Here is a 21,897-nt window from a genome sequence, read left to right as displayed (position 1 = left end):
CAGCCGCGGCAGGCTTGCCCGGGCGCCGGACCGCATCGCCATGCGGCAGCAGCGCCACGCTCACATGGGCATACGGCGCCGCTGCCGGCGCTGTCTTTGCCTGCAAAGAAGCTTGGCGAAGAAGGGACGTTTTTGCAAAAGCTTGGTACTTTTAAGACAGGCCACGCATGGTCTTTTTATTTTTCAGCTTGTGACGGCGCTGGCTGAGCACGTTCAGCCTTTTTTTGAGCTGCTGCTCCCATTCGGCGTCGCCGATCTCTTTGGCCACCATCAACAGGTCAAGCGCCATGTCGATCTGGCTTCGAACGACCTCAAGCGGCTCTTCGTTCTCGTGATTGACGCAGTTCTCGAACATCTCCTGAACGTCCCGATGCTCGACGTACTCTTGGAAATCCACTTCCGGCGCGCCGTCTCCATGCGCGTATTCGGCAAGGATCTCGTACTCGTTTTCCACCTGATGGTGCACTTCCACACGGTGGCATACCGGGCAGAACAATAACGGCACGTTATGAATCTGCGTCCGGATATGTCTTAGCGTCCCTTTGGTCCCCAACATGCTGGCTCCGCAGCAAAAACTCATCGTCCTCGTCCCCCTGTTTCCACTTTGAATCTATGACGGCTATGATTGCAAACTGATCGGAAAACGTTTTGACTGGAAAAAGCGTGAGTCGAATCGTATTTGAAGTCACCCAGGACGATTCCAACTATATTGACGTTATTTTCCTGTAAAAGGTTTCTCGATGTTTGCGCATCCCAAGCCGCATGGTCTCCTTGCTTTATAGTGACGTTAGCGAATTGTCAATCGTTTATGCGCAGCTGTAGACTGCAAAAAGCTTATCCATTCTTACCAACAAAAAAAAAAGACCCATGCCGCTATCCCTAATCTATTCGACCAAGAGCGCCAAAAATCCTCTTTTTTCGCCTCGCAGATGCCTAGTTAAATGTTTCCTTCTCGGAAACGGCAGGTCGTTCCCTCGCTTCCTGCGTGCATAAATTGGCTGCGATTTGCAAATTCTGTTAAAGATAAAGTTCGTTTCCAAGGAGGACTTTGCCGTGCGGTCTATTCCGACGTCCGGATTCGAGCTGCCGGATCGCTACGAGAAGGATCTGCTGCATCTGATGGTCCGGGATGCCCATACGCTGTTCGTTTATTGGGAAGTCGGCAACCGCAAGCGCTGGCTGTGCTCGCAGCATTTTGAGTGCGACTGGGGCGTGCTGCCGAAGGTGCTGCGGGTATACGACGTTACCGGCGTGTACTTTAACGGGAACAACGCGCACCGTCATTTCGATATCGAGACGACGCCGGAGGCGGACCGTTGGTACATTCATGGGGTTTCGGCCGATACCGTATGGACCGTCGATTACGGAGTTTATACGATCCGGCGGCAGTTCGTTCCGCTGCTGCGGTCTGGCGCCGTTCGCACGCCGCGGGACAGCCCCGCTCCGTGGGGCGCTCCGCTGCAGCCAACCGTACCGGAAGCACGGGAGCCCGGCAAAACTCCCGCTCGTATACGACCGTACGATTTTGAGAATTTCAGCGCTTACCACAGCTGGATGAAATGAGGTTCTTCGTTTATGCTCAACCGAGGCCAGCCGAAGCCGGACCCGAAGGGCTATCTGGCTTTGGTTCTTCACGCCCATTTGCCCTATATCCGTCACTACGATCGCGACGACTATATGGAGGAGCGCTGGTTTTACGAGGCGATGACGGAAACGTACCTTCCCTTCGTCGACCTGTTCAGTCGGTTGGCGGCGGAAGGCATCGAATTCAAGCTCACCTTCTCAATGACGCCTACGCTGCTGGCGCTGTGCACGGACCCGCTGATGCAAGAACGCTACGCGGTCCATCTGGCCAAGATGATCCGGCTGGCGGATCAGGAAATCGTCCGGCTTCGGGGCGACGAGCGCTTCGAGCCGCTCGCCCGCATGTACGCCAAGCGATTCCGCGAGCTGAGCCGGCTTTACGAGGCTTGCGGACGCGATATCGTGTCCCGCTTTAAGCATTACCAAGATCTCGGCATGCTCGAAATCATCACCTGCGCCGCAACCCACGGCTTTTTGCCGCTAATGCGAACCGAAGAGGCGATTCGCGCCCAGATTCTCACGGCCGTCCGCGATTACGAACGGCATTTCGGCCGCCCGCCGCGCGGCATCTGGCTGCCCGAATGCGGCTTCACCCCCGGGGTGGACCGGGTGCTGAAATCGTGCGGCATCGATTATTTTTTTGCCGACGCTACGGCGGTCGCTTATGCCACCCCGCGCCCGAACCGCGAGCTGTATGCCCCGCTCATGACGCCCTACGGCGTCACGGCGTTTCCGCGCGATCCCGAATCGTCGCAGCAGGTATGGAGCGCGGAGAACGGATATCCGGGCGACTACGACTATCGGGAATATTACCGGGATATCGGCTGGGACCTTGGCTGGCACGATTTGGCGGAGTGGGAGCATATTCGCCCATACGTATTGCCTACGCACGAAAGGGTCAATACGGGCATCAAATATTACCGCATCACCGGTAAAGACGGACACCGCGAGCCGTACAACCCGGAATGGGCAAGAAGCAAGGCCGCCGAGCATGCGGGCAACTTTCTGTTCAACCGGCAAAAGCAGGCGGAGCATTGGCATCATCATTTGGACCGCAAGCCGATCATCGTCTCGCCCTACGACGCCGAGCTGTTCGGCCATTGGTGGTACGAAGGGCCGCTGTGGATCGAGATGCTGTGCCGCAAGCTGTTTTACGATCCGTATGAGCTGCGGATGGTAACGCCTTCGGAATATTTGCGGGAGTACCCCGTCGCCGATACGGGCAAAGTGAACGAATCCAGCTGGGGCCGCATGGCTTCGGCGGAGGTATGGCTGCAGGGGAACAACGATTGGATTTACCGCCACCTGCACGAAGCCGAGCTGCGGATGATCCGGCTTGCCACGAAGCACGAGCATTTGGAGGAAGGTAAGAGACTCCTGAAGCGCGCGCTGAATCAAGCGGCCCGCGAGCTGATGCTAGCGCAAAGCAGCGACTGGGCGTTCATTATGGATTCGCAGACGGTCGTCGATTACGCCTGCCGCCGGACGAAGGACCACCTCGGCTGCTTCCGGCTGCTGTGCGAACAAATCGAGGCAGAGGTGGTCAACGAATCGTTCGTCGCGGAGCTGGAAGCGAAGGACAACTGCTTTCCCGGGATTGACTATCGGGATTACGTTTCCATTCACCGGGCGTCGCCGGTTCCTTTGCTGCCGGATGCGGAGCATTTCCGACAAATCCTGGAGGAAACGAAGCATAGCCCGAACGTGTTCATGCTCGCTTGGGAGTACCCGCCCAAAACGGTCGGCGGGCTGTCCCGCGCCGTGGCCGATTTATCCGAGGCGCTGGCCGCGCAGGGCGCGATCGTACATGTGGTGACGAGCGCGCACGACGGCGCGCCGTATTTCGAGAAGCGCGGCGGCGTGTACGTGCACCGCGTTCCGGTGCTGCATTCCGGCGATACGGACTTTTACGATTGGACCTTCGAGATGAATCTGGCCTTCACGGATCATCTTGTCCGTTATAAAGAAAACGGCGGGCGCATCGATCTGCTGCATGCCCACGATTGGATGGTGTACCACACGGCCCGCGAGCTGAAAATGAGCTACGGCCTTCCGCTCGTCTGCACGATTCATGCCACCGAATGGGGGCGGAATCACGGACGGCTGAATACCGACCTGTCGAACCGGATACACCGGCTCGAATGGCGGCTCACCTACGATTCGGAACGCGTCTTCGTCTGCAGCCATGCGATGAAACGGGAAGTGCAGGACTTGTTCCGGCAAGCGGACGACAAAATGCTCGTTTTCCCGAACGGGGTGAAGCTGGAGGAGCCTGTCGGAAGCTTGGCCGATTCGCAGGAAGACGCCAAACGCTGGTTCAATGTTGAAGGGCGGCGCGTGCTTGTTTTTGTCGGCAGGCTCGTCTTCGAGAAGGGCGTGCAGACGCTGCTCCACGCGATGCCGGACATTTTGTCGGGCGCGCCTGACACGGTGCTGTTCATCGGCGGCTCCGGGCCGATGGAGGACGAGCTGAAGCGGCAGGCTGCCCATCTCGGCGACCGCGTGCGCTTCACCGGGTTCATTGACGACGGGACGAAAGCGGCGCTGTACCGTGCGGCCGACGTGTGCGTCATCCCGAGCCTGTACGAGCCGTTCGGCATCGTTGCCCTGGAGGCGATGAAGCACGGATGCCCCGTCGTCTTGTCGGATACCGGCGGGCTCGCCGAGCTCGTGGAGCACGGCGTTGACGGGTACAAAGCGCTGCCCGGCCATGTCGAATCGCTCGCCTGGCATGTCGGCGACCTGCTGCGGCAGCCGGAGCTCGGGCGAAGCATGGCGGAGCGGGCGCGGCTCAAGCTGGAACGGCACTATGCGCTGGAACGCATTGCAGGCGCCGTAGCGGAGCAGTATGAGGAGCGGATTCGCTCGCGCAAGCCTCCGGCATCCGGCGTCGGCTCGTGACAGTGGCCGGCCCTCCGGAGATTCGCAGCACGACAGATCGCCGCAAGGAGGGATGTGTATGAAAGCCGTCATTATGGCCGGAGGCAAAGGGACTAGGCTTCGCCCGTTGACCTGCCATCTCCCGAAGCCGATGGTTCCGCTTGCCGGCCGCCCCTGCATGGAGTACATCATCGAGCTGCTGGAGGCGCACGGGATTACGGATATTGCCGTCACAATCCAATATTTGCCGGACGTTATACGCGATTATTTCGGGGACGGAAGCCGGCACGGCGTCCGCCTGCATTATTTTGAAGAAACGGTGCCGCTCGGCACCGCCGGCAGCGTCAAGCACGCCGCCCCGTTTCTGGACGAGCCGTTCGTCGTCATTAGCGGCGATGCGCTGACCGATTTTGATCTGACCCAGGCAATCCGGTTTCATCAAGAGAAGCGTTCGCTCGCCACGCTTGTGCTCACTCGGGCCCGGCATCCGCTCGAATACGGCGTCGTGATGACCGACGACGGCGGGCGCATCGTCCGCTTTCTCGAAAAGCCGAGCTGGAGCGAGGTGTTCAGCGACACGGTCAATACGGGGATCTATATTCTCGAACCCGAGGTGCTGGACCGCTTCGAGCCGGGCATCGCGTACGATTTCAGCCAGCAGCTGTTCCCGGGCCTTCTCTCTGATGGAAAGCCGCTATACGGCTATGTCGCGGACGGCTACTGGTCGGATATCGGCACGCTGGAGCAATACCGGCAGACGCAGTTCGACATGCTCGACCGCAAGGCGAACGTCCGCATCCGCGGCACCGAGCTGCGACCCGGCATTTACGTCGGCGAGAACGTCACCGCCGCTCCGGACGTCAAATGGATCGGGCCGGCGTTTATCGGCGACGGCTGCCGGATTGGGGACGGCGTGGAGATCGGCGAGTACAGCATCATCGGACAGGGCAACGTGCTGTCCGCAGGAAGCGTGCTGGGCCGGACGATCCTATGGGATCATAACCATATCGCCGAACGGAACGAACTGCTCGGTTCGACGCTGGGAAGCCGGATCTTCTGCAAGGAAAGCGCGCGGTTCGCCGACGGGAGCGTCGTCGGGAGCCACTGCGTCATCGGCCCAAAAGCCGTTGTCGAGCCGCATGTGAAAATATGGCCGAAGAAGCAAATCCGCGAAAATACGCGGCTGACCTCCTCGTTCATTTGGGGCGAACACTTGGGCAAGCCGCTGTACAGCGCTTACGGCGTTGCCGGCACGCCCAATCTTGATCTGACGCCGGAGTTCGCCGCCCGCTTCGCCACGGCCTACGGCTCCGCTCTCGCTGCCGGCAAGCGGCTCGCCGTCAGCTCGGCGCCCCACGAATTCGCGCGGCTGATCAAGCGCACCGTGGCCGCCGGCCTGCAATCGGTCGGCGTCGACGTGGTCGATCTCGGTGACGTGCTGCCACCGGTGGCCCGCTTCGCCGTCCGCGAGCTGCAAACCGCCGGAGGAATCCACGTGCAGCTTGGCGCCGACGGTCTCGGCTGCCTCGAATGCTACGACGGGCAGGGACTGCCGATCGACAAAGCGGCGGAGCGCAAGGTCGAGAACGGCTTCCGTCAGGAGGATTACGGCCGGGCCCCGGCGGAATCGCCCGGAAGCTATCGGACGGACGAGACGATGACGGCATCGTATCTCGGGGCCCTGCTCGCCTTCACGGCGATGGAAGGCGAAAGACCCCCGCCGCTGCGCGCCGTCGTCTGCACGCGCCCGGCCGTCTTCGCGCTGCTGCGGCCGCTGCTCGATGCGCTCGGCTGCGAGGCCGTGCATTTGCCCGCCGCTGTGCAGCGCGGGCGGCTGGCCGACCATGTCCGCGCGCTCTCGGCCGATCTGGGCCTGTGGCTCGACGACGACGCCCGCGGCATGTCGCTCGTCACGTCCGGAGGCGAGACGGTGACCGGCGACCGGCTGATGCTGCTGCAGTACGTATCGTTTTTCCACAGCTTCAAGTCCGCCGTCATTGGCGCACCCGTGAGCGCGCCTCACCTGCTCGAAAGCTTGGCAGAAGGGCTCGGCGCCCGGATCGTGCGCACGAAGCAGCAGATTCGCAGCATCATGGAGGTTTCCGCAGACCTTGCGCTGCATCCGCTATTTGACGGCTTGTTCGCCACCGGGCTCATCGTGCGCAATATGCACCGCAGCGGCTTGCCGCTTGACGAGCTGCTGCGGCTCCTGCCGAGCGTTTACGTCCGGCGCGAGCGGATCGACTGCCCGTGGGACCGCAAAGGCGAGATCATGCGCCGGATGCTGCAGGAAGCCAAGGGACGGCCGGTCGAGCTCATCGACGGCATCAAAGTGCACCACGACGGCGGCTGGGTGCTGCTGCTTCCCGATTCGGACGATCCGGCCTTCAGCGTCGTCGCCCAAGGGCTTCACGACGAGCATGCGCTGTCGCTCGTTCACGAATACCGCGAGCAAATTCTAAACCTGATGCAGTGAGCATAGCCATAAAGTAATGCCCAAATGAAGTCCGGCTTCACCGGACCTTCCAAAGGAAAGGATGATCGTATGAAGCTCATTCCGATCGGCTCGAAGCAGATTGCTTTTGTCCGGTATGACGACCAAGCTTCGCAGATGCACATTCAATATCATACGGGACACACCCATACGTGCTGCGACGTCCTGCCCGAGCATTACCAGCGGCTGCTCCAGTCTCCCAATCCATACGATTTGCTCATGCAAATGACATCCGACAAAGCCTGGTGCCCTCCGCAAGCCTGAGGCAGCCGGGCTTTGCCTCTTCCTCCGCTCCGGTCCCGTGGCCGACAAATTGAAGCAAACATGCCGCCGGCAGCCGTTTTCACCCATTTTCACGGATTGACCGGCATGGCATAAAAAGGTATCTTAAGAGAAAGCAAGCATTCTGGAACGAGAAGGGTGTGGGTGGATTGCCTAGGCACTTAGTCATCGGAAACGGCAAGTTTTTGATCAACCTGGACCGTAATACGTACATGCGCGATTTGTATTATCCTTACGTCGGGCAGCTCAACCATGTCGGCGGCTATCAATGCCGCATCGGCCTGTGGGTGGACGGCGCTTTTACTTGGCTGGCCGACCCGGAATGGAAGTTCGAGCTTTCGTATATCGAAGACTCTCTGGTCACCGAAGTTCGCGCCTCCCATTACCATCTCGGGATTACTTTGCTTATCAACGACGGCGTGCATCAGCGCGAGGACGTCTATCTGAAACGGGTGCGCGTCCACAATCATTGGGATACCGTGCGCGAAGTGCGCATGTTCTTCAATCAGGACCTCGTTATCAACGAGACCGAGGTGGGCGATACCGCCGCATATTATCCTCAGAACAATACCGTCTTTCATTATAAAAAAGACCGCTACTTCATGTTCAACGGGCTGGCCGGCACCGACGGCATTTATCAGTACACGACGGGCGTCAAACGATTTTACAACGCCGAGGGCACATGGCGCGATGCGGAGGACGGCCATCTGATGGGCAATGCGATCGCGCAGGGCTCGGTCGACAGCACCGTCAGCTTCCGGCTGCATGTGCCGCCGAACGGCGACGAGACGCTCTATTATTGGATGAGTGCGGGCAAAAATCTCGAAGAAGTGAAGAAGCTCGACAACTACGTCAAAGAAAGCCATCCGGGCAAGCTGCTGGACCGGGTGGAAATCTATTGGCAGCGCTGGGTCAATAAGCCGGAGGAACGCGATTACGGCAACCTGAGCGAGGCCTGTGTGCGGTTGTACAAGCACAGCCTGCTGATCGTCCGGACGCAGACCGACGTGAACGGCGCGATTATCGCGGCCAACGACTCCGACATCATGCAGTCCAACCGGGATCACTACAGCTATATGTGGCCCCGGGACGGCGCGCTGATCGCTTACGCGATGACCATGGCCGGCTACCAGGGCATGATTACGCCGTTCTTTAACTTTTGCGCGGAGGCGCTCTCGCCGGACGGCTACCTGCATCATAAATACAATCCCGACGGAACGGTCGGCTCCAGCTGGCATCCGTACCTCAATGGCAGCAGCATGCAGCTGCCCATTCAGGAGGACGAGACCGGGCTCGTCCTGTTCGCGCTGTGGCAGGATTACGTCCGCCACGGCATCATCGAGCTTCCGCAGTCGCTATACCGAACGCTGATCCGCCGCGCCGCTCGCTTTATGTCCGGCTATATCGAGCAGGAGCTGAGCCTGCCGAAGCCGAGCTACGACCTGTGGGAGGAGCGGTACGGCATCTTCACCTTCACCGCCTCGGCCGTCTACGGCGGCCTCATTGCAGCCGCCAACTTTTGCAGCCTGTTCGGGGACGAAGAGCGGTCCAGCCGGTACCGGCACACGGCGGAGAAAATCAAGTCCGGCATCCTCAAGCATCTGTGGGATGAAGAGGAGCAGCGTTTCGTGCGGGGACTCGTGCTGGACGGCGAAGTCTGGGTGAAGGACAAGACGCTGGAGAGCAGCGTCTACGGCATTTTCGAATTCGGCGTTCTCCCGGCCGACGACCCGCGCGTCGTCAGCACGATGAAGGCCAACCGGGACGGACTGACGATCAAAACGGACATCGGCGGTGTCGCCCGTTACCATCACGACTATTACTTCCAGCGTTCGTCGGATATCGATAACGTCCCGGGCAATCCATGGATCATCTGCACACTATGGATCGCGGAATGGGAGATCGAGTGCGCCAAGACGCTGGAAGACCTCGAATCGCCGCGGCGTACGCTCGAATGGGTTGTCAGCCACGCGATGGAAAGCGGCATATTGCCGGAGCAGCTCGATCCGTTCGACGGCGGGCCGGTATCGGTTGCCCCACTCACCTGGTCGCACGCCACCTATGTACTGACCGTCGTCAAGTATACAGAGAAATATAAAAAGCTGCTGGCCGCAAGCAAAGCCTAAACCCGACCGATTTCATAATAAAAAACATGCCGGCAAGACGGGTAGTCCGTCCTGACGGCATGTTTCTTTTGGTTCTGCACAGCCTCTGCTACCGCTTGCGGGGAATGCTCAGCGTCTGCCAATGGTCGCTTTTCAGGTGCTTGCCCAAAAAGACGATCTGCCCGACATGGTACCCGTAATGGGAAACCTGGCGCTGAATCGCCTTCAGCACCGTATGCGCTTCGCCGCGGATATAGACGGTGCGCAGCACATCCTCCGGGGTTAGCGAGCGCAGCGTCTGAAACACCCGCTCCCAGCCTTCCTCCCACAGCCGCAGCAGCTCGGCCCGAGGGAGCCGGCTGACTTCGAATTCGCCGTCCCGGTTGCGGTCCGACTTCTCGCCATCCGTCGTCAAAAAATCGGTCCAGCGCGAAATCATATTTCCATGCATATGCTTGATCAGTAGTTCCAGCGAGTTGGATTCCGGATCGATCGTTTCGTAAAAGTGCGCGTCCTCCAGTTGGCTCATCGTTCCATCAGCCAGCTTCTTCATGCTTTCAAAAGCCGAAATCGATTCTTTCAAAAATTCGTCGCCAAGTTGAATCGGTTGGTTCATGATGATCCTCCCTTTCCGCGAAATGGGTACAACACCATCTTACGGGAACAAGGACGGAAAGTACATTCCCGTTTTTTTATCGGGGCGATAAACCGTACAAGCGCGGAAGACGCAAAAAAACCTGACCGAAGTCAGGCTGCCGTGCTTATTCATGCACGTAAGTTTGTTCGTATTTGTCCGCTTCCCACAGCCGGTCAAGCTCGGCAGGATCGCTCATTTCGACGACGATCATCCAGCCTTGGCCATACGGGGACAGGTTGATGACGCCCGGGTTTTCCGCCAGCTTCGGATTGACGCTGACGACCTTGCCGGATACCGGAGCATACAGCTCCGTCACCGTCTTGACCGACTCCATGCTGCCGAACGGCTCGCCGGCCTGAAGGACGTCTCCCTCTTCGGGGAGCTCCACAAAGACGATGATCCCAAACTCCTCTTGGGCAAAATCGGTGAGGCCGATCACGGCTCTCCCGTTTTCCACCCGCACCCATTCATGATTTTCGCTGTATTTGAGCCCTTTGATTACTTCCATGACGTTGGTTCCGAGCCCCTTTACTCCAAGTAGTGAAAAACCCCCTAGCCTGCCGCAAGACAGGCCGAGGGGGAGTTGCGAAACGTATGAAGACGGTTATTTCGCCACCAGATGCTTGTCGCCTTTTTTCCAGCCGATCGGGCACAGACCGCCGGATTGCAGAGCTTCGAGAACGCGAAGCGTTTCTTCGACGCTGCGGCCGACATTGTTGTGATGAACGACTTGGTATTGCAGTTCGCCTTCCGGGCTGATGATGAACAGGCCGCGCAGCGCGATGCCTTCTTCTTCGATCAGTACGCCGTAGTCGCGCGATACTTGTTTCGTAATATCGGCAGCCAGCGGGAAGTTCAGTTGGCCAAGGCCGTTTTGATCTACCGGCGTGTTGATCCAAGCGCGGTGGGAATGAATGCTATCGATGGATACGCCGAGGATTTCGGCATTGATCGCTTTAAATTGCGAAGCGGCTTCGCTGATAGCCGTAATTTCCGTCGGGCACACGAAAGTGAAGTCCAGCGGATAGAAGAACAATACGAGCCACTTGCCTTTGTAATCGGACAACGATACTTTGCCGAACTCTTGTCCGTTCCCAAGGGCGGTGTCCATTGTAAAATCGGGTGCCGGTTTACCTACCAAACGTTCTGCCATGTTCCAAAAATCCTCCCTTAAATTGGTTAATTGATCACGGTTTTCACGATATAAATCGTATCATTTGGAGCCCAATGAAGTCAAGATTAAACTAATTACTTTTTTATAATAATTCTAATCTGAGATAATCCAAACCCAAACTGCGCTGCAGAAAACAGAAAAAACTCTTAAGAAATCGGAATTCCTCAAGAGTTTTTCTTGCTTTCCGGTCTTGCTATTCGGTTCGAGCCTTATTTGCGGATGGCGTTAACGATCAGCTCGCCCATTGCGGTCGTGCCGATAGCCTTGCTCTTGTCGACGGCAATGTCTCCGGTACGGTGACCCGCGTCCAGCACTTCCTTCACGGCGCGCTCGATCGCTTCGGCGGCGTCATGGTAGCCGAACGTCAGGCGGTACATCAGCGCTACGGACAAGATCGTCGCGATCGGATTCGCGATGCCTTGGCCCGCAATGTCCGGCGCGGAGCCGTGCACCGGCTCGTACAGGCCGAACGCCCCTTCGCCCAGGGAGGCGGAGGACAGCATGCCGATCGACCCTGTCAGCATCGCCGCTTCGTCGCTCAGAATGTCGCCGAACATGTTCTCCGTCACGATGACGTCGAAGCTGGACGGGCGGCGCAGAAGCTGCATCGCGCAGTTGTCTACCAGCACGTGCTCCAGCTCGACGTCCGGATAATCCGGCGCGATCCGGTTGACCGTTTCTCTCCACAGGCGGGACGTTTCCAGCACGTTCGCTTTATCGACGGACGCCAGCTTCTTGCGGCGGGTGCGGGCGATCTCGAACGCTTGGCGCACGATGCGCTCCACTTCCGTGACGTTGTATACGCACGTATCGACCGCTTCTTCTCCATTTGCACCCTCGCGGCGGAATTTCTCTCCGAAGTAAATCCCCCCGGTCAGCTCGCGTACGACGATCAGGTCCGTGCCTTCAAGTACTTCCGGCTTCAGCGTGGAAGCTTCCTTCAAGCAATCGAATACGTTAGCCGGACGAATGTTGGAGAACAAGCCGAGCGCCTTGCGGATGCCGAGCAGCCCTGTTTCCGGACGGAGCTCCTTCGGATTGTTGTCCCATTTCGGGCCGCCGACGGCTCCGAGCAGGACAGCGTCCGATTTCTTACAAATCGCTAGCGTATCCTCCGGCAACGGCGTTCCTTTCTCGTCAATGGCGATGCCGCCGAACAAACCGTGCTCGAATTCAAAACGGTAGCCGAACACGTCCTCGGTTTTTTTCATGACTTTAATCGCTTCCGCTACAACCTCGGGACCGATGCCGTCCCCGGCGATAACGGCAATTTTCTTCACGTCTGCCATTGGTTTCACTCCTAAATAAATTCGTTATCTCTTTTGTAGCACATTTGTGCGTCTTTGCGCCAAGACATAAATCGAATAAATTTGATAGACAAAACCTATAACCAACGACATGCCGATAACCGGCCTTCCCGGACCTTCTCCAGAGCTGGAAGGAGGGATGCGCTCCAAATCGGACACACCAGCGCCCTTCTATTCCATTTTGACCTCTTTGCGGCGTCCCATATACCACTTGACGAACGACTCGGCCAGTTCGACCGGCGCATCGTCGATCCCGGCGCGACGTACCGGCTTGGCCCGGTTCATGGTCCCGACGGACGCGAGCCCCAGCCATTTTTGAAATAGACTGCGGGTCACGTTCACTTCAATAATTTTCTCCCGCTTCGATATGAATAATGCCGTTGTCAGACTTCCCGTTCTGAACTGAATGAAGTTATCCTTCAAGACGTACCGCGTATTGGCGAAATCAAGCCATCTGGATACGAAGATCCAGATCAGCAAAACGCCGGATAAAACCCACCAAGTCTGCTCGAATCCTAACAACCGCGGCTTGAAATAAAATAAAGCGGCCGTCGCTACAATCCAAAGCCAGCTTGGTTTTAGCATGCGTACCCATAACGATTTCGCGGGAAGCCGGTTCATCTCGCGGGTCACTTCATAAGCCGGCAGTATTTCCGAGATCATCCCATAGGCGCGCTGAACAGGCAAAAAAGGATACAGCGAGCTGATTTCGAGCTTGTCTTCCCCGTCGCCAAGCCCTCCTGCGCTGGTCAGCTTCACTTCGGCGAGTCCTAGCAAGCGTTTCAGCACAGACTGTGTAATTTCAACCGCCTGCACCCTTTGCTTGGCTATGGAAAATACCGTTTCGTCGACCAGGCCTTTTGTGATGTAAATCCGCTCGGGATCGGAAGAAATCTCGTATTTCCCATACTTCACAAAGGTTCTGACGATTCCGAAAGCGACGGAGACTACGGTGAGCACAACGATCAGAATTGCGGCAATCCACCAGGAGTCCATAATGACGGAAAACAAGCCTTTCGCCTCTTGCTTCACATGAAAGAATTGATCGATTTTGGAATAGGCGGAACCGAGCAAAGGAATAAGGAGCAGAAAGCTTAAGGAAGTAAAGGAAGCTCTTACAATATCCTTTCTTGTCGGCTTAAAATGAACGGTCCGCTGCGGTTTCACCGCTTCGGCATGCGACTCCGCGGCAGCTTCACCGTCCTGTACTGTCATCAGCCCGCCCGTCACCGGGCTTGCCACATGCTTTTCAATATTATCGGCTTCCGCTAAAGAGATGACCTCGAATTCGACAGCAGCCTCTTCACCGGTGAGCCCTGTTTCAAATCGGATGGAAGTCATATTAAACAGCCGATGGAATAAGGTCGTGTGACGGTTGACGTTTTGAATTTTGGCAAAAGGAATCGTTCGTACGGACTTGGTGAACACCCCATCATAGAGATGAAACGAAGCATCGTCGAGCTTGTATTTATGCGTCAGCCACTGAAATAGTATGACGAGAACAGCGACCCCGACAAAAAGAAAAAAAGCGATCCTCCCATACTTAAGGAAAGTCGAATCCGCACCGAATTTGATCACGAACAAATACATGGCGATGACAAACGAGAATTTGGCCAACTTCCACAATTTCCAAACCATCGTCAGCGGATGATGCCGTCTCTCTTCGGTCATGACTCCACTTCCTTTAGTTTGGCGAAATGGGCAATTTGATCCCTTAACTCAATCGCGACCTCTTTAGGCAGAGCAGGTATGGCATGCGTCGATCCCATCGTTTTGATTGAGACCGAGCAGAGGCCGTACTTTCGTAGAAGCGGTCCTTGCTTCGTAGCGACCGACTGAATTTTGGTCATCGGGACGAGCCGATGCTCTTCGTTTAACGCGCCCGATTTCAGCTGCAAAAACTCTTCATTCATATCGTAGCGCCAGTTATTATAGAGCAAAAACGGTCTATAGAAAGACCAGATCGCAGACGGCACGGAAATGACGGCAAGACCGATAAGAATCCAGCCGATCCACTCTTTCCATGCGTAACGATAGTCCAAATAGAGCAAAACCCCAAGCGCGACAAAGCCGATCACATTCGAAATCGTTTCACTGATGATCCATACTTTGACCGCATCCTTGGACAACCGTCTTTGAGGCGCGCCAATTGGAGAAAACATAATTTCACCCCTATAGCTCCATACTGCCATGTTCATGTTTCTGATTTTAACCTTAGCAGCTTTCATCATCTTAATCAATAAATTCTTATCGAAAAACGATAAATTTTTATTGTTTTGGATAAAACGATATGGTAGATTAATGAACAGAAGCGGCCTTTTGTCCGTCTCGTTACTACATTTCTGCTATAAAGGAGTTATCCTTCATGAAATCAAAAATCGTCTTTAAAATAGGCGCGATCCTGTGTCTCATTTGTTTTTACTTTGTCGTATTGATAGGGATATTTGCGTTAGGGGAACATTCCTTACGTCTGTGGAGCCCGGATAGCGATCTCACCCGGTCCTTTGGAGACTTCCAGCCTTTATTTAGTTATATTGATCTCAACTTTTATCAGCAGCCGGAGCTTTATAGCAATCCGTCCTTTGTTCAACTATCGTTCATTTCCACGACGTGCATGCTCTTGTTCATGCTCTTATTCTTATGGTTTATGCGCAAGCTCCTGAACAATATATATGAAGACAGTCTTTTTTCGTATGAGAACGTGTCGATTGTTTTCAAATTAGGGCTGACGATCATTGTTACGGGGTCGGCCTATACGTATACCGATGGCCTTCTGTTATCGAAGGCGCTTGCGGCCTTAATGGTTTCCAATGCGCAAATTTCGCTTTCCAACCTGTCCTATGTCGATACGATAACCGGCGGGATCGTGCTCCTGTTGATCTCTTGGGCTTTAAAAATTGCGGTACATGCAGTGGAGGAAAATAGCCAAACAATTTAACTGCGAAGTAGGCGATAAAATGATAAGAATCAAACTGGATGTCGTGATGGCGGAGCGTAAAATGTCGTTAAACCGGCTCTCCGAACTGGTCGGCATCACCCCGGCGAATTTGTCGATCTTAAAAAACGAAAACGGAAAAGCCATTCGCTTCACAACGCTTGATGCGTTGTGCAAAGCTTTAAACTGCCAGCCCGGCGACTTAATGGAATATATCGACGAGCCCGAGAATCAAGACTAGCGCTTATCATTCGGAATAGAACAAAAAAGAACCTTATACGGGGTTCCTTTTTGTTTGAATATTAAACTACAACGGCATGATCCGTTCCAAAGACTGCAACCATGGGGTCCGCCACCCGCCGTGCGGCACCGCAATCGCAACACACGCGCCGGGAAAGGCGGGTGGTGACTGCGTTGCTTCCGCCGGGTAACCCGCTCTATCGCAAATCCCGCAGCAGCCGCAAATTGCCCAGCGTCAGCACGCTTTTCCACGCTTCTTTGGCAATCGGCCAAACGTCTTCGTACTGCCCCCAAGCCCACGCCGGTTCCCATGCTCCCTCCTCCGTCTGCCCCCGGACGATGAACTCCAGATTGGCCGGTATGATTTCCTTATACCGCTTGTAGTATGGAGACTGCCGCGTTGTCGCCACTTGAACCGGATGCAGCCCGTACCCGCTCCACTGTGACGGATCGACTGTGACACAACGGCCGATCATCGTGTCGAGCCGATCGGCGATCCGTGCCCGCTGCTCGCCCGCAAGCCGCTCGGACAGGCGCAAGTAGCACAACAGCTCATGGAATTCGTCCAGCGACGATTCCGAGCACAGCTTATCGACGGCAAGCTCCGCCAGCTTATACGCCCAGCCTTCCGCCTCCGGTAATTCCCGGAACTGAGTAAAATAGCCCGCGATTTCCGCGCTCGGATTGCCCCAGTACGGATTCGCCTTGCTGTAATCCCACCACGGGGCCCGAGGGGACTGCTCGACCTCCGGCGGCACCTTGTCCCAGCCCGAAATCGCAGGGTCGTACGTTTCCGCGAAGTAACGCAACGCTTTTCTCGTCATCTCCCTGCCTGACTCCCAGGGAAGCAGGGACAGCGTTTGCAGCGCTACGGTCGTGGCGATTGTCGAGGACGCCTCGCAGCGAATATCCGGCTCCAGTCCATGCCCGAAGCCGCCGTCTTCGTTCTGATAGGGTTCCAGCGCCCGGACTACGTCCTCCGCGCGTCCTCCCTCGAACTCGTATTCATACATCGCCTTCTCCAACGGTCGCGCTTTCGTTTGCAGGTAATGCTTGGCCCGTTCTTCCGCCGCCGCAGCGGCTCTATTGAATTCCATCGCCCACACGCCTCCTAGATGTTCAATTTCCGTATACTAGTGTAACCGGCCTTAAGCGGCTTGTATTGAACAAATCGGACATGCTGCATGGGAACGAACCCCGTGCGTACATGATGACTTGACTACTTGCTAGGACATCATCAACGAGGAAGGCAGCTCGCCGTAAAAGCGCTTGAAGTCACGAATAAAATGCGCTTGATCGCAGTATCCGTAAGCCCCGGCAATTTCCTGCCAAGAAAGCTTGGGATGCCTTTCCGCATCGCGAAGTATATTTTGAAACCGGACAATGCCGCAAAACGTTTTCGGCCCTAGCCCGATCCGGCCGTCGAACAGCCGCTGCAGCTGCCTTGCGCTAATATTGCCCGACTGAGCCAATTGCTGGACGCTAACCGTCCCCCTGGCTGCAAAAATACGCACCATCGCCTCCTGTAATGCCGGCGGCGCTTCAAATCGGCCGCTATCCGCAGCCGCCAGCAGGCGGAGCAGCGCCGTTTCGACATGGACGATCCGTTCCGCCGTCCCTGCGGCAAGCCTCAGCTGCTCCCCGAGCTCCGCAGCCGCTTTTCCCCATACGTCCGTGCCCCGAAACAGCGCATTTTTAAACTCGCCGAGCGGCACTCCTATAAAAGGATACGCTCCTCCCGGAAAAAAACGCACCGCGAACGTTTCCGACGCGCCCTCGCGCTTCGGCCCTGGGCTGAAGGGAAGCTCAAACGCTCCGCAATAACGGATAGAAACGTCTCCCCCACCCTCGGCTTCCCATTCGAAAATCAAATCCGTACAACCGTCCGGAACAACGGTGACCGCAGGCTCGCATAGTCCCGTTCCATCCGCCCGGGAGCTCCAATAGCACGATACATACGCCTTAAGCGCGGGACATGGCTTGTATTCCGCGTAATGATCCGGGGTGCGCGCCCCCTGCGTCGGTTCAAACATCAGGTAAGATTCCACATCGTCCGGCCCCTTCCATCTTCGTGCTGATACGAATAGTTTACCACACCGATCGTTTGGACGCCTTGGCAGTATGCGAACGGCTGCTGTCGGCTTTTGGCGTCAGTTGTCATCTCCCCCGGATAGGTTTACAATTAAATTTATTACGTTGAAGCAACACTCACTTCTTTTCGTCAAAGGAGCCTTAACCGATGAAATACCGTTTTTCCGATACAACCAAAGCCTTCGAATCGTCGGCCGTGCGCGAGATCTTGAAATTGACCCAGGGCCGTTCGATCATTTCACTCGCCGGCGGCTTGCCGAACGAGCAGTTTTTTCCGGTAGAAGCGGTCAGCGAAGCGTTCGATCGCGTGTTCAAGCAGGGCAAGGGCGTACTGCAGTACGGCTTGACCGAAGGCTATACGCCGCTGCGCGAGAACATCTCGAAGCATCTGGAACGCAAAGGCATCCGCGCCGGCGTCGACAACATGCTGCTGACGACAGGATCGCAGCAGGCGATCGACCTGCTCACCCGCGTCTATATCGATCCGGGCGATGTCATTCTCGTTGAGCGGCCGACTTACCTCGCTGCCATTCAAGTATTCCAATCCCGCCAGGCGAAGCTTGTCTCCGTCGACTGCGACGCGGACGGCATGATCCCCGAGGATCTGGAGCGTAAAATCAAGCAGCACCGTCCGAAGCTCGTTTACGTCATCCCGACCTTCTCCAACCCGACGGGGAAATCGTGGAGCCTGGAGCGCCGCCAAAGCACGCTGAACCTGTGCAAAAGCAACGACGTGCTAATTTTGGAAGACGACCCGTACGGCGAGCTGCGCTTCGGCGGCGGCGAGCCGATGCCGTCGATTTTCTCGTTGGAGCAGGAAGCCAACGGCGGCGCGGTGGTTTACACCAGCACGTTCTCCAAAATCGTTGCTCCGGCACTGCGCACGGGCTGGGTCATCGGCGACGAGCAGGTGATCCGTCATATGACCCGCGCCAAGCAGGCGGCCGACTTACACTCCAGCACGATGGATCAACAGGCGCTGCATCAGCTGTTCGAGCATTTCGATTTATACGGCCATATCGACCAGATCCGAACGGCTTACGAGACGCGGATGCGGCAGATGATCGACCTGATGAAGGCGAAAAACTGGGACGGCGTGCAGTGGATCGAGCCGAAAGGCGGCATGTTCGTCTGGGTGGAAATGCCCGAGCATATCAACTCGCAGGAGCTGCTTAAGCTGGCTGTCGAAGAAGGCGTCGCTTTCGTCCCGGGCATCAGCTTCTTCGCGAACGAGCCGCAGACGAACACGATGCGGCTGAACTTCACCCACACGGACAGCGAGGACATGGTCCGTGCGTTCGACCGGTTGGATCGCGCCCTGCGGCGCGTTGAGAAGTAAATCCCGTTAAATAATATAGGCGATAGCATTCCCGGTACTCCGGATGCTATCGCCTATTTCATTTCCCAACCTTATAGAAAATGCTAAATCAACGTCACATTATCGCGGCTGCGAGCCGGGCTTTTGCGCTTGTCGATCAAGCGGTTGATCGCGTCCACATACGCACGGGCGCTTGCTTCGAGAATGTCCGTGCTAACGCCACGGCCGAGCACGGCGTAATCGCCCTGCTTCAGCACCACATGCACCTCGCCGAGAGCATCCTTGCCGTGCGTAACCGATTGGATCGAATAGTCGTCGAGCTCGACTTCTTCCTTGGTCGCCTTGTCGATCGCTTTGTAGATCGCATCGACGGAGCCGTTGCCGACGGCCGCTTCGTCCAGGTAACCGCCTTCCAACAGCTTGATCCGCACGGTGGCGGTCGGGGTCGATTGATTGCCGTACGTTACTTGAATCGTCTCCAGCGAGAACATTTCCGGCGTTTCGATCAGCTTCTCCTCGAGCAGCGCGACAATGTCCTCGTCCGTGACGCTCTTCTTCTTGTCGGCCAAGTCTTTGAACTTGGCGAACGCGGCATTCACATGCTCGTCGTCGAGGTTGTAGCCGAGGTCGACCAGCTTCTCGCGGAACGCATGGCGTCCGGAGTGCTTGCCGAGCACCAGCTTGCTTTCCTTGAGCCCGATCGTCTCCGGCGACATAATCTCGTACGTCGTCTTTTCCTTCAGCATGCCGTCCTGATGGATACCGGATTCGTGCGCGAACGCATTGGCGCCGACAATCGCCTTGTTGCCCGGCACGACCATACCAGTTAGCTTGCTGACCAAACGGCTCGTGCGAGCAATCTCGGACAGCGTGAGCGTCGTCTTCGCTTGGAAAAACTCCTGACGCGTCTCAAGCGCCATCGCCACTTCTTCGATCGACGTATTGCCGGCGCGTTCGCCGATGCCGTTGATCGTCCCTTCGATCTGGTCCGCTCCGTTCAGAATCGCCGCCAGCGCATTCGCCGTCGCCATACCCAAATCGTCGTGACAGTGCGCGCTGAGCTGAATTTTCTCGATGCCCGGCACGTTCTCTTTCAACGTCTTGAAAATGTTACCGTATTCATAAGGCGTCATATAGCCGACCGTATCCGGGATGTTCACGACCGTCGCGCCGGCGCGGATCGCCATCTCCGTCACTTCGCACAGAAAATCAAGCTCGGTGCGGCCGGCATCCTCCGGCGAGAACTCGATTTTGCTGAAGTATTTCTTCGCGTAACGGATCGCCGCTTCCGCCGTTTCGAGCACTTGATGCTTTTCCATCCGCAGCTTGTGCTGGCGGTGGATCGGCGAGGTCGCGAGGAACAAATGCAGACACGGGTCCTGCGCATCCTTCAGCGCTTCGCGGGCCGCCTCGATATCCTGCTCGCGGGAACGCGACAGGGCGATAACCGAGGCATTTTTCACGGCGCGGGCTACAGCGCTGACGCCCGCCAAGTCTCCGGGAGAGGCCGCCGGGAAGCCGGCTTCCATCCGGTCGACGCCGAGCTTCTCGAGCTGCAGCGCAATCTCGACTTTTTCCTGCATGTTCAGGTTGACGCCCGGCGACTGCTCGCCGTCACGAAGCGTCGTATCGAAAATATAAATTTTTCTCATGGTTTTGGCTGCGCCTCCTTTGGAATTGACTTGCATTAAAGCAGAAAAAGGTGCGATCCGAAACGGGCAGGGATCGGATCTCTTATTGTCCATTTCCCTGCGCCGCTTCAAACCGACCTTAAACCACTTCTCCGTTATAGGCTGAAATCGTCTGCCGAATTACTTCTTGATCCAGTGCATCAATTCGCGCAGCTGGGAACCGACTTGCTCGATCGGATGCTCGGCTTCCAGACGGCGGGTAGCTGTCAGGAACGCACGGCCCGATTGGTTCTCCAAAATGAAGTCGCGGGCGAATTTGCCTTGTTGGATGTCGGACAGGACGCGTTTCATTTCTTTCTTCGTTTCTTCCGTAATGATGCGAGGACCTGTGACATAGTCGCCATACTCCGCCGTGTTGGAGATGGAATGTCTCATTGTCGCGAGACCGCCTTCGTACATCAGGTCAACGATCAGCTTCAGCTCGTGCAAGCACTCGAAGTAAGCCATTTCCGGCGCGTAGCCTGCTTCCACCAGCGTTTCGAAGCCTGCTTTAACAAGTGCAGAAGCTCCGCCGCACAGAACGGCTTGCTCGCCGAACAGGTCGGTTTCGGTTTCTTCGCGGAACGAGGTTTCGATGACGCCCGCACGTGTGCAGCCGATCCCTTTGGCATACGCCAAGCCGATGGCTTTCGCTTGACCGCTTGCATCTTGCTCAACCGCAATCAGGCCGGGAACCCCGAAGCCTTCGACGTACACGCGGCGAACCATGTGGCCCGGCGATTTCGGAGCGACAAGGAATACGTCTTTGTCCGCGGACGGTTGAATTTGGCCGAAATGAACGTTGAAGCCGTGGGAGAACATGATAGCTGCGCCATGCTTCAGGTTCGGTTCGATTTCGTTTTTGTATACGCTCGCTTGGGTTTCGTCCGGCATCAGAAGCTGTACGACGTCGGCAAGCTTAGTTGCTTCCGCTACGGAGTAAACTTCGAAACCGTCGTTTTTCGCTTGCTCGAAGGAACGGCCTTGACGAAGTCCGATGATGACTTTCAAGCCGCTGTCGCGCAGGTTTTGCGCTTGGGCGTGGCCTTGGCTGCCGTAGCCGATGATGGCAATCGTTTTCCCTCTCAATACGTTCAAATCAGCGTCTTTTTCATAGTACATCGTAACTGCCATGGATAATAGCTCCTCCTTTGAATTAAAACCCTGTGAACGGGTGCTC

General features: G+C 56.5%; 19 protein-coding genes. 8 read left to right on the top strand and 11 right to left on the bottom strand.

Translation table 11 applies throughout. The features are described 5' to 3' along the window. Positions 1-151: 151 nt before the first annotated feature. Positions 152-580, bottom strand: coding sequence for a hypothetical protein (locus PEL01S_RS28270; protein ID WP_063185754.1), 429 nt, complete (start codon positions 578-580; stop codon positions 152-154). Between the two features lie 473 nt (positions 581-1,053). Between PEL01S_RS28270 and PEL01S_RS28265 the strand changes: the two genes are divergently transcribed. From PEL01S_RS28265 to PEL01S_RS28245, 5 genes are all read left to right on the top strand, one after another. Beyond that, the gene (locus tag PEL01S_RS28265) at positions 1,054-1,563 is read left to right on the top strand and encodes a DUF4912 domain-containing protein (RefSeq protein ID WP_127462637.1); all 510 of its coding nucleotides are present in this window, start codon (positions 1,054-1,056) and stop codon (positions 1,561-1,563) included. A 12-nt stretch (positions 1,564-1,575) separates the two neighbouring features. Continuing rightward, positions 1,576-4,485: a 1,4-alpha-glucan branching protein domain-containing protein gene (locus PEL01S_RS28260; protein WP_127462636.1), complete on the top strand. Its 2,910-nt coding sequence runs from the start codon at positions 1,576-1,578 to the stop codon at positions 4,483-4,485. A 58-nt stretch (positions 4,486-4,543) separates the two neighbouring features. Further along, positions 4,544-6,940 carry a sugar phosphate nucleotidyltransferase gene (locus tag PEL01S_RS28255; protein ID WP_127462635.1) on the top strand — a complete coding sequence of 799 codons (2,397 nt, stop codon included), beginning with the start codon at positions 4,544-4,546 and terminating at the stop codon, positions 6,938-6,940. A 69-nt stretch (positions 6,941-7,009) separates the two neighbouring features. Then, complete coding sequence (locus tag PEL01S_RS28250; RefSeq protein WP_063185748.1) at positions 7,010-7,222, top strand: KTSC domain-containing protein; 213 nt, start codon at positions 7,010-7,012, stop codon at positions 7,220-7,222. Between the two features lie 167 nt (positions 7,223-7,389). Beyond that, positions 7,390-9,366 carry a glycoside hydrolase family 15 protein gene (locus tag PEL01S_RS28245; protein WP_174807023.1) on the top strand — a complete coding sequence of 659 codons (1,977 nt, stop codon included), beginning with the start codon at positions 7,390-7,392 and terminating at the stop codon, positions 9,364-9,366. Positions 9,367-9,454: 88 nt separating this feature from the next. On the opposite strand, the gene PEL01S_RS28240 is transcribed toward PEL01S_RS28245, so the two are convergent. The 6 genes from PEL01S_RS28240 to PEL01S_RS28215 form a co-directional block, all read right to left on the bottom strand. Continuing rightward, positions 9,455-9,961 (bottom strand): DUF1572 family protein, encoded by a 507-nt coding sequence (locus PEL01S_RS28240; protein ID WP_127462634.1) that lies wholly within the window; start codon positions 9,959-9,961, stop codon positions 9,455-9,457. 145 nt (positions 9,962-10,106) lie between these two features. Beyond that, the gene (gene gcvH / locus PEL01S_RS28235) at positions 10,107-10,490 is read right to left on the bottom strand and encodes a glycine cleavage system protein GcvH (protein ID WP_010499566.1); all 384 of its coding nucleotides are present in this window, start codon (positions 10,488-10,490) and stop codon (positions 10,107-10,109) included. A 96-nt stretch (positions 10,491-10,586) separates the two neighbouring features. Next, positions 10,587-11,135, bottom strand: a complete 549-nt coding sequence (locus PEL01S_RS28230; RefSeq protein ID WP_010499564.1) for a peroxiredoxin — start codon at positions 11,133-11,135, stop codon at positions 10,587-10,589. A gap of 230 nt (positions 11,136-11,365) precedes the next feature. Further along, the gene (leuB, locus tag PEL01S_RS28225) at positions 11,366-12,445 is read right to left on the bottom strand and encodes a 3-isopropylmalate dehydrogenase (protein WP_010499563.1); all 1,080 of its coding nucleotides are present in this window, start codon (positions 12,443-12,445) and stop codon (positions 11,366-11,368) included. A gap of 189 nt (positions 12,446-12,634) precedes the next feature. Further along, the gene (locus PEL01S_RS28220; RefSeq protein ID WP_127462633.1) at positions 12,635-14,134 is read right to left on the bottom strand and encodes a PH domain-containing protein; all 1,500 of its coding nucleotides are present in this window, start codon (positions 14,132-14,134) and stop codon (positions 12,635-12,637) included. Further along, positions 14,131-14,625: a PH domain-containing protein gene (locus PEL01S_RS28215; protein WP_127462632.1), complete on the bottom strand. Its 495-nt coding sequence runs from the start codon at positions 14,623-14,625 to the stop codon at positions 14,131-14,133. The genes PEL01S_RS28220 and PEL01S_RS28215 overlap by 4 nt, the downstream gene beginning before the upstream one ends. A gap of 203 nt (positions 14,626-14,828) precedes the next feature. Here PEL01S_RS28215 and PEL01S_RS28210 point away from each other — a divergent pair, with 203 nt between their 5' ends. After that, complete coding sequence (locus PEL01S_RS28210) at positions 14,829-15,401, top strand: DUF2975 domain-containing protein (protein ID WP_127462631.1); 573 nt, start codon at positions 14,829-14,831, stop codon at positions 15,399-15,401. Positions 15,402-15,420: 19 nt separating this feature from the next. Beyond that, positions 15,421-15,639, top strand: a complete 219-nt coding sequence (locus tag PEL01S_RS28205) for a helix-turn-helix domain-containing protein (protein WP_127462630.1) — start codon at positions 15,421-15,423, stop codon at positions 15,637-15,639. Between the two features lie 196 nt (positions 15,640-15,835). On the opposite strand, the gene PEL01S_RS28200 is transcribed toward PEL01S_RS28205, so the two are convergent. Next, the gene (locus tag PEL01S_RS28200) at positions 15,836-16,735 is read right to left on the bottom strand and encodes a hypothetical protein (RefSeq protein ID WP_127462629.1); all 900 of its coding nucleotides are present in this window, start codon (positions 16,733-16,735) and stop codon (positions 15,836-15,838) included. 129 nt (positions 16,736-16,864) lie between these two features. Continuing rightward, positions 16,865-17,686, bottom strand: coding sequence for an AraC family transcriptional regulator (locus PEL01S_RS28195; protein WP_127462628.1), 822 nt, complete (start codon positions 17,684-17,686; stop codon positions 16,865-16,867). Positions 17,687-17,877: 191 nt separating this feature from the next. On the opposite strand from PEL01S_RS28195, the gene PEL01S_RS28190 reads away from it, so the two are divergent. Continuing rightward, entirely contained in the window at positions 17,878-19,068 is a 1,191-nt protein-coding gene (locus PEL01S_RS28190) for an aminotransferase-like domain-containing protein (RefSeq protein ID WP_127462627.1), read from the top strand. An 83-nt stretch (positions 19,069-19,151) separates the two neighbouring features. Here the strand turns inward: PEL01S_RS28190 and PEL01S_RS28185 are convergent, their stop codons facing one another. Further along, entirely contained in the window at positions 19,152-20,699 is a 1,548-nt protein-coding gene (locus PEL01S_RS28185) for a 2-isopropylmalate synthase (protein WP_063185731.1), read from the bottom strand. A gap of 159 nt (positions 20,700-20,858) precedes the next feature. Beyond that, the gene (gene ilvC, locus PEL01S_RS28180) at positions 20,859-21,851 is read right to left on the bottom strand and encodes a ketol-acid reductoisomerase (RefSeq protein WP_063185729.1); all 993 of its coding nucleotides are present in this window, start codon (positions 21,849-21,851) and stop codon (positions 20,859-20,861) included. Positions 21,852-21,897: the final 46 nt, after the last annotated feature.

Source organism: Paenibacillus elgii NBRC 100335 (assembly GCF_004000865.1).
Classification (GTDB): Bacteria; Bacillota; Bacilli; order Paenibacillales; family NBRC-103111; genus Paenibacillus_G; species Paenibacillus_G elgii.
Note: the sequence above shows the minus strand (reverse complement) of the source record. Positions and strands in the feature narration are given on the sequence as shown.

What these genes read in the sequence shown, in the direction of transcription:
- PEL01S_RS28200 (WP_127462629.1), bottom strand. Translation starts at nt 16,735, where the DNA reads ATGGAATTCAATAGAGCCGCTGCGGCGGCGGAAGAACGGGCCAAGCAT.
- PEL01S_RS28185 (WP_063185731.1), bottom strand. Translation starts at nt 20,699, where the DNA reads ATGAGAAAAATTTATATTTTCGATACGACGCTTCGTGACGGCGAGCAG.
- ilvC (WP_063185729.1), bottom strand. Translation starts at nt 21,851, where the DNA reads ATGGCAGTTACGATGTACTATGAAAAAGACGCTGATTTGAACGTATTG.
- PEL01S_RS28220 (WP_127462633.1), bottom strand. Translation starts at nt 14,134, where the DNA reads ATGACCGAAGAGAGACGGCATCATCCGCTGACGATGGTTTGGAAATTG.
- PEL01S_RS28190 (WP_127462627.1), top strand. Translation starts at nt 17,878, where the DNA reads ATGAAATACCGTTTTTCCGATACAACCAAAGCCTTCGAATCGTCGGCC.
- PEL01S_RS28210 (WP_127462631.1), top strand. Translation starts at nt 14,829, where the DNA reads ATGAAATCAAAAATCGTCTTTAAAATAGGCGCGATCCTGTGTCTCATT.
- PEL01S_RS28260 (WP_127462636.1), top strand. Translation starts at nt 1,576, where the DNA reads ATGCTCAACCGAGGCCAGCCGAAGCCGGACCCGAAGGGCTATCTGGCT.
- PEL01S_RS28230 (WP_010499564.1), bottom strand. Translation starts at nt 11,135, where the DNA reads ATGGCAGAACGTTTGGTAGGTAAACCGGCACCCGATTTTACAATGGAC.
- PEL01S_RS28240 (WP_127462634.1), bottom strand. Translation starts at nt 9,961, where the DNA reads ATGAACCAACCGATTCAACTTGGCGACGAATTTTTGAAAGAATCGATT.
- gcvH (WP_010499566.1), bottom strand. Translation starts at nt 10,490, where the DNA reads ATGGAAGTAATCAAAGGGCTCAAATACAGCGAAAATCATGAATGGGTG.
- PEL01S_RS28270 (WP_063185754.1), bottom strand. Translation starts at nt 580, where the DNA reads ATGAGTTTTTGCTGCGGAGCCAGCATGTTGGGGACCAAAGGGACGCTA.
- leuB (WP_010499563.1), bottom strand. Translation starts at nt 12,445, where the DNA reads ATGGCAGACGTGAAGAAAATTGCCGTTATCGCCGGGGACGGCATCGGT.
- PEL01S_RS28215 (WP_127462632.1), bottom strand. Translation starts at nt 14,625, where the DNA reads ATGTTTTCTCCAATTGGCGCGCCTCAAAGACGGTTGTCCAAGGATGCG.
- PEL01S_RS28255 (WP_127462635.1), top strand. Translation starts at nt 4,544, where the DNA reads ATGAAAGCCGTCATTATGGCCGGAGGCAAAGGGACTAGGCTTCGCCCG.
- PEL01S_RS28250 (WP_063185748.1), top strand. Translation starts at nt 7,010, where the DNA reads ATGAAGCTCATTCCGATCGGCTCGAAGCAGATTGCTTTTGTCCGGTAT.
- PEL01S_RS28205 (WP_127462630.1), top strand. Translation starts at nt 15,421, where the DNA reads ATGATAAGAATCAAACTGGATGTCGTGATGGCGGAGCGTAAAATGTCG.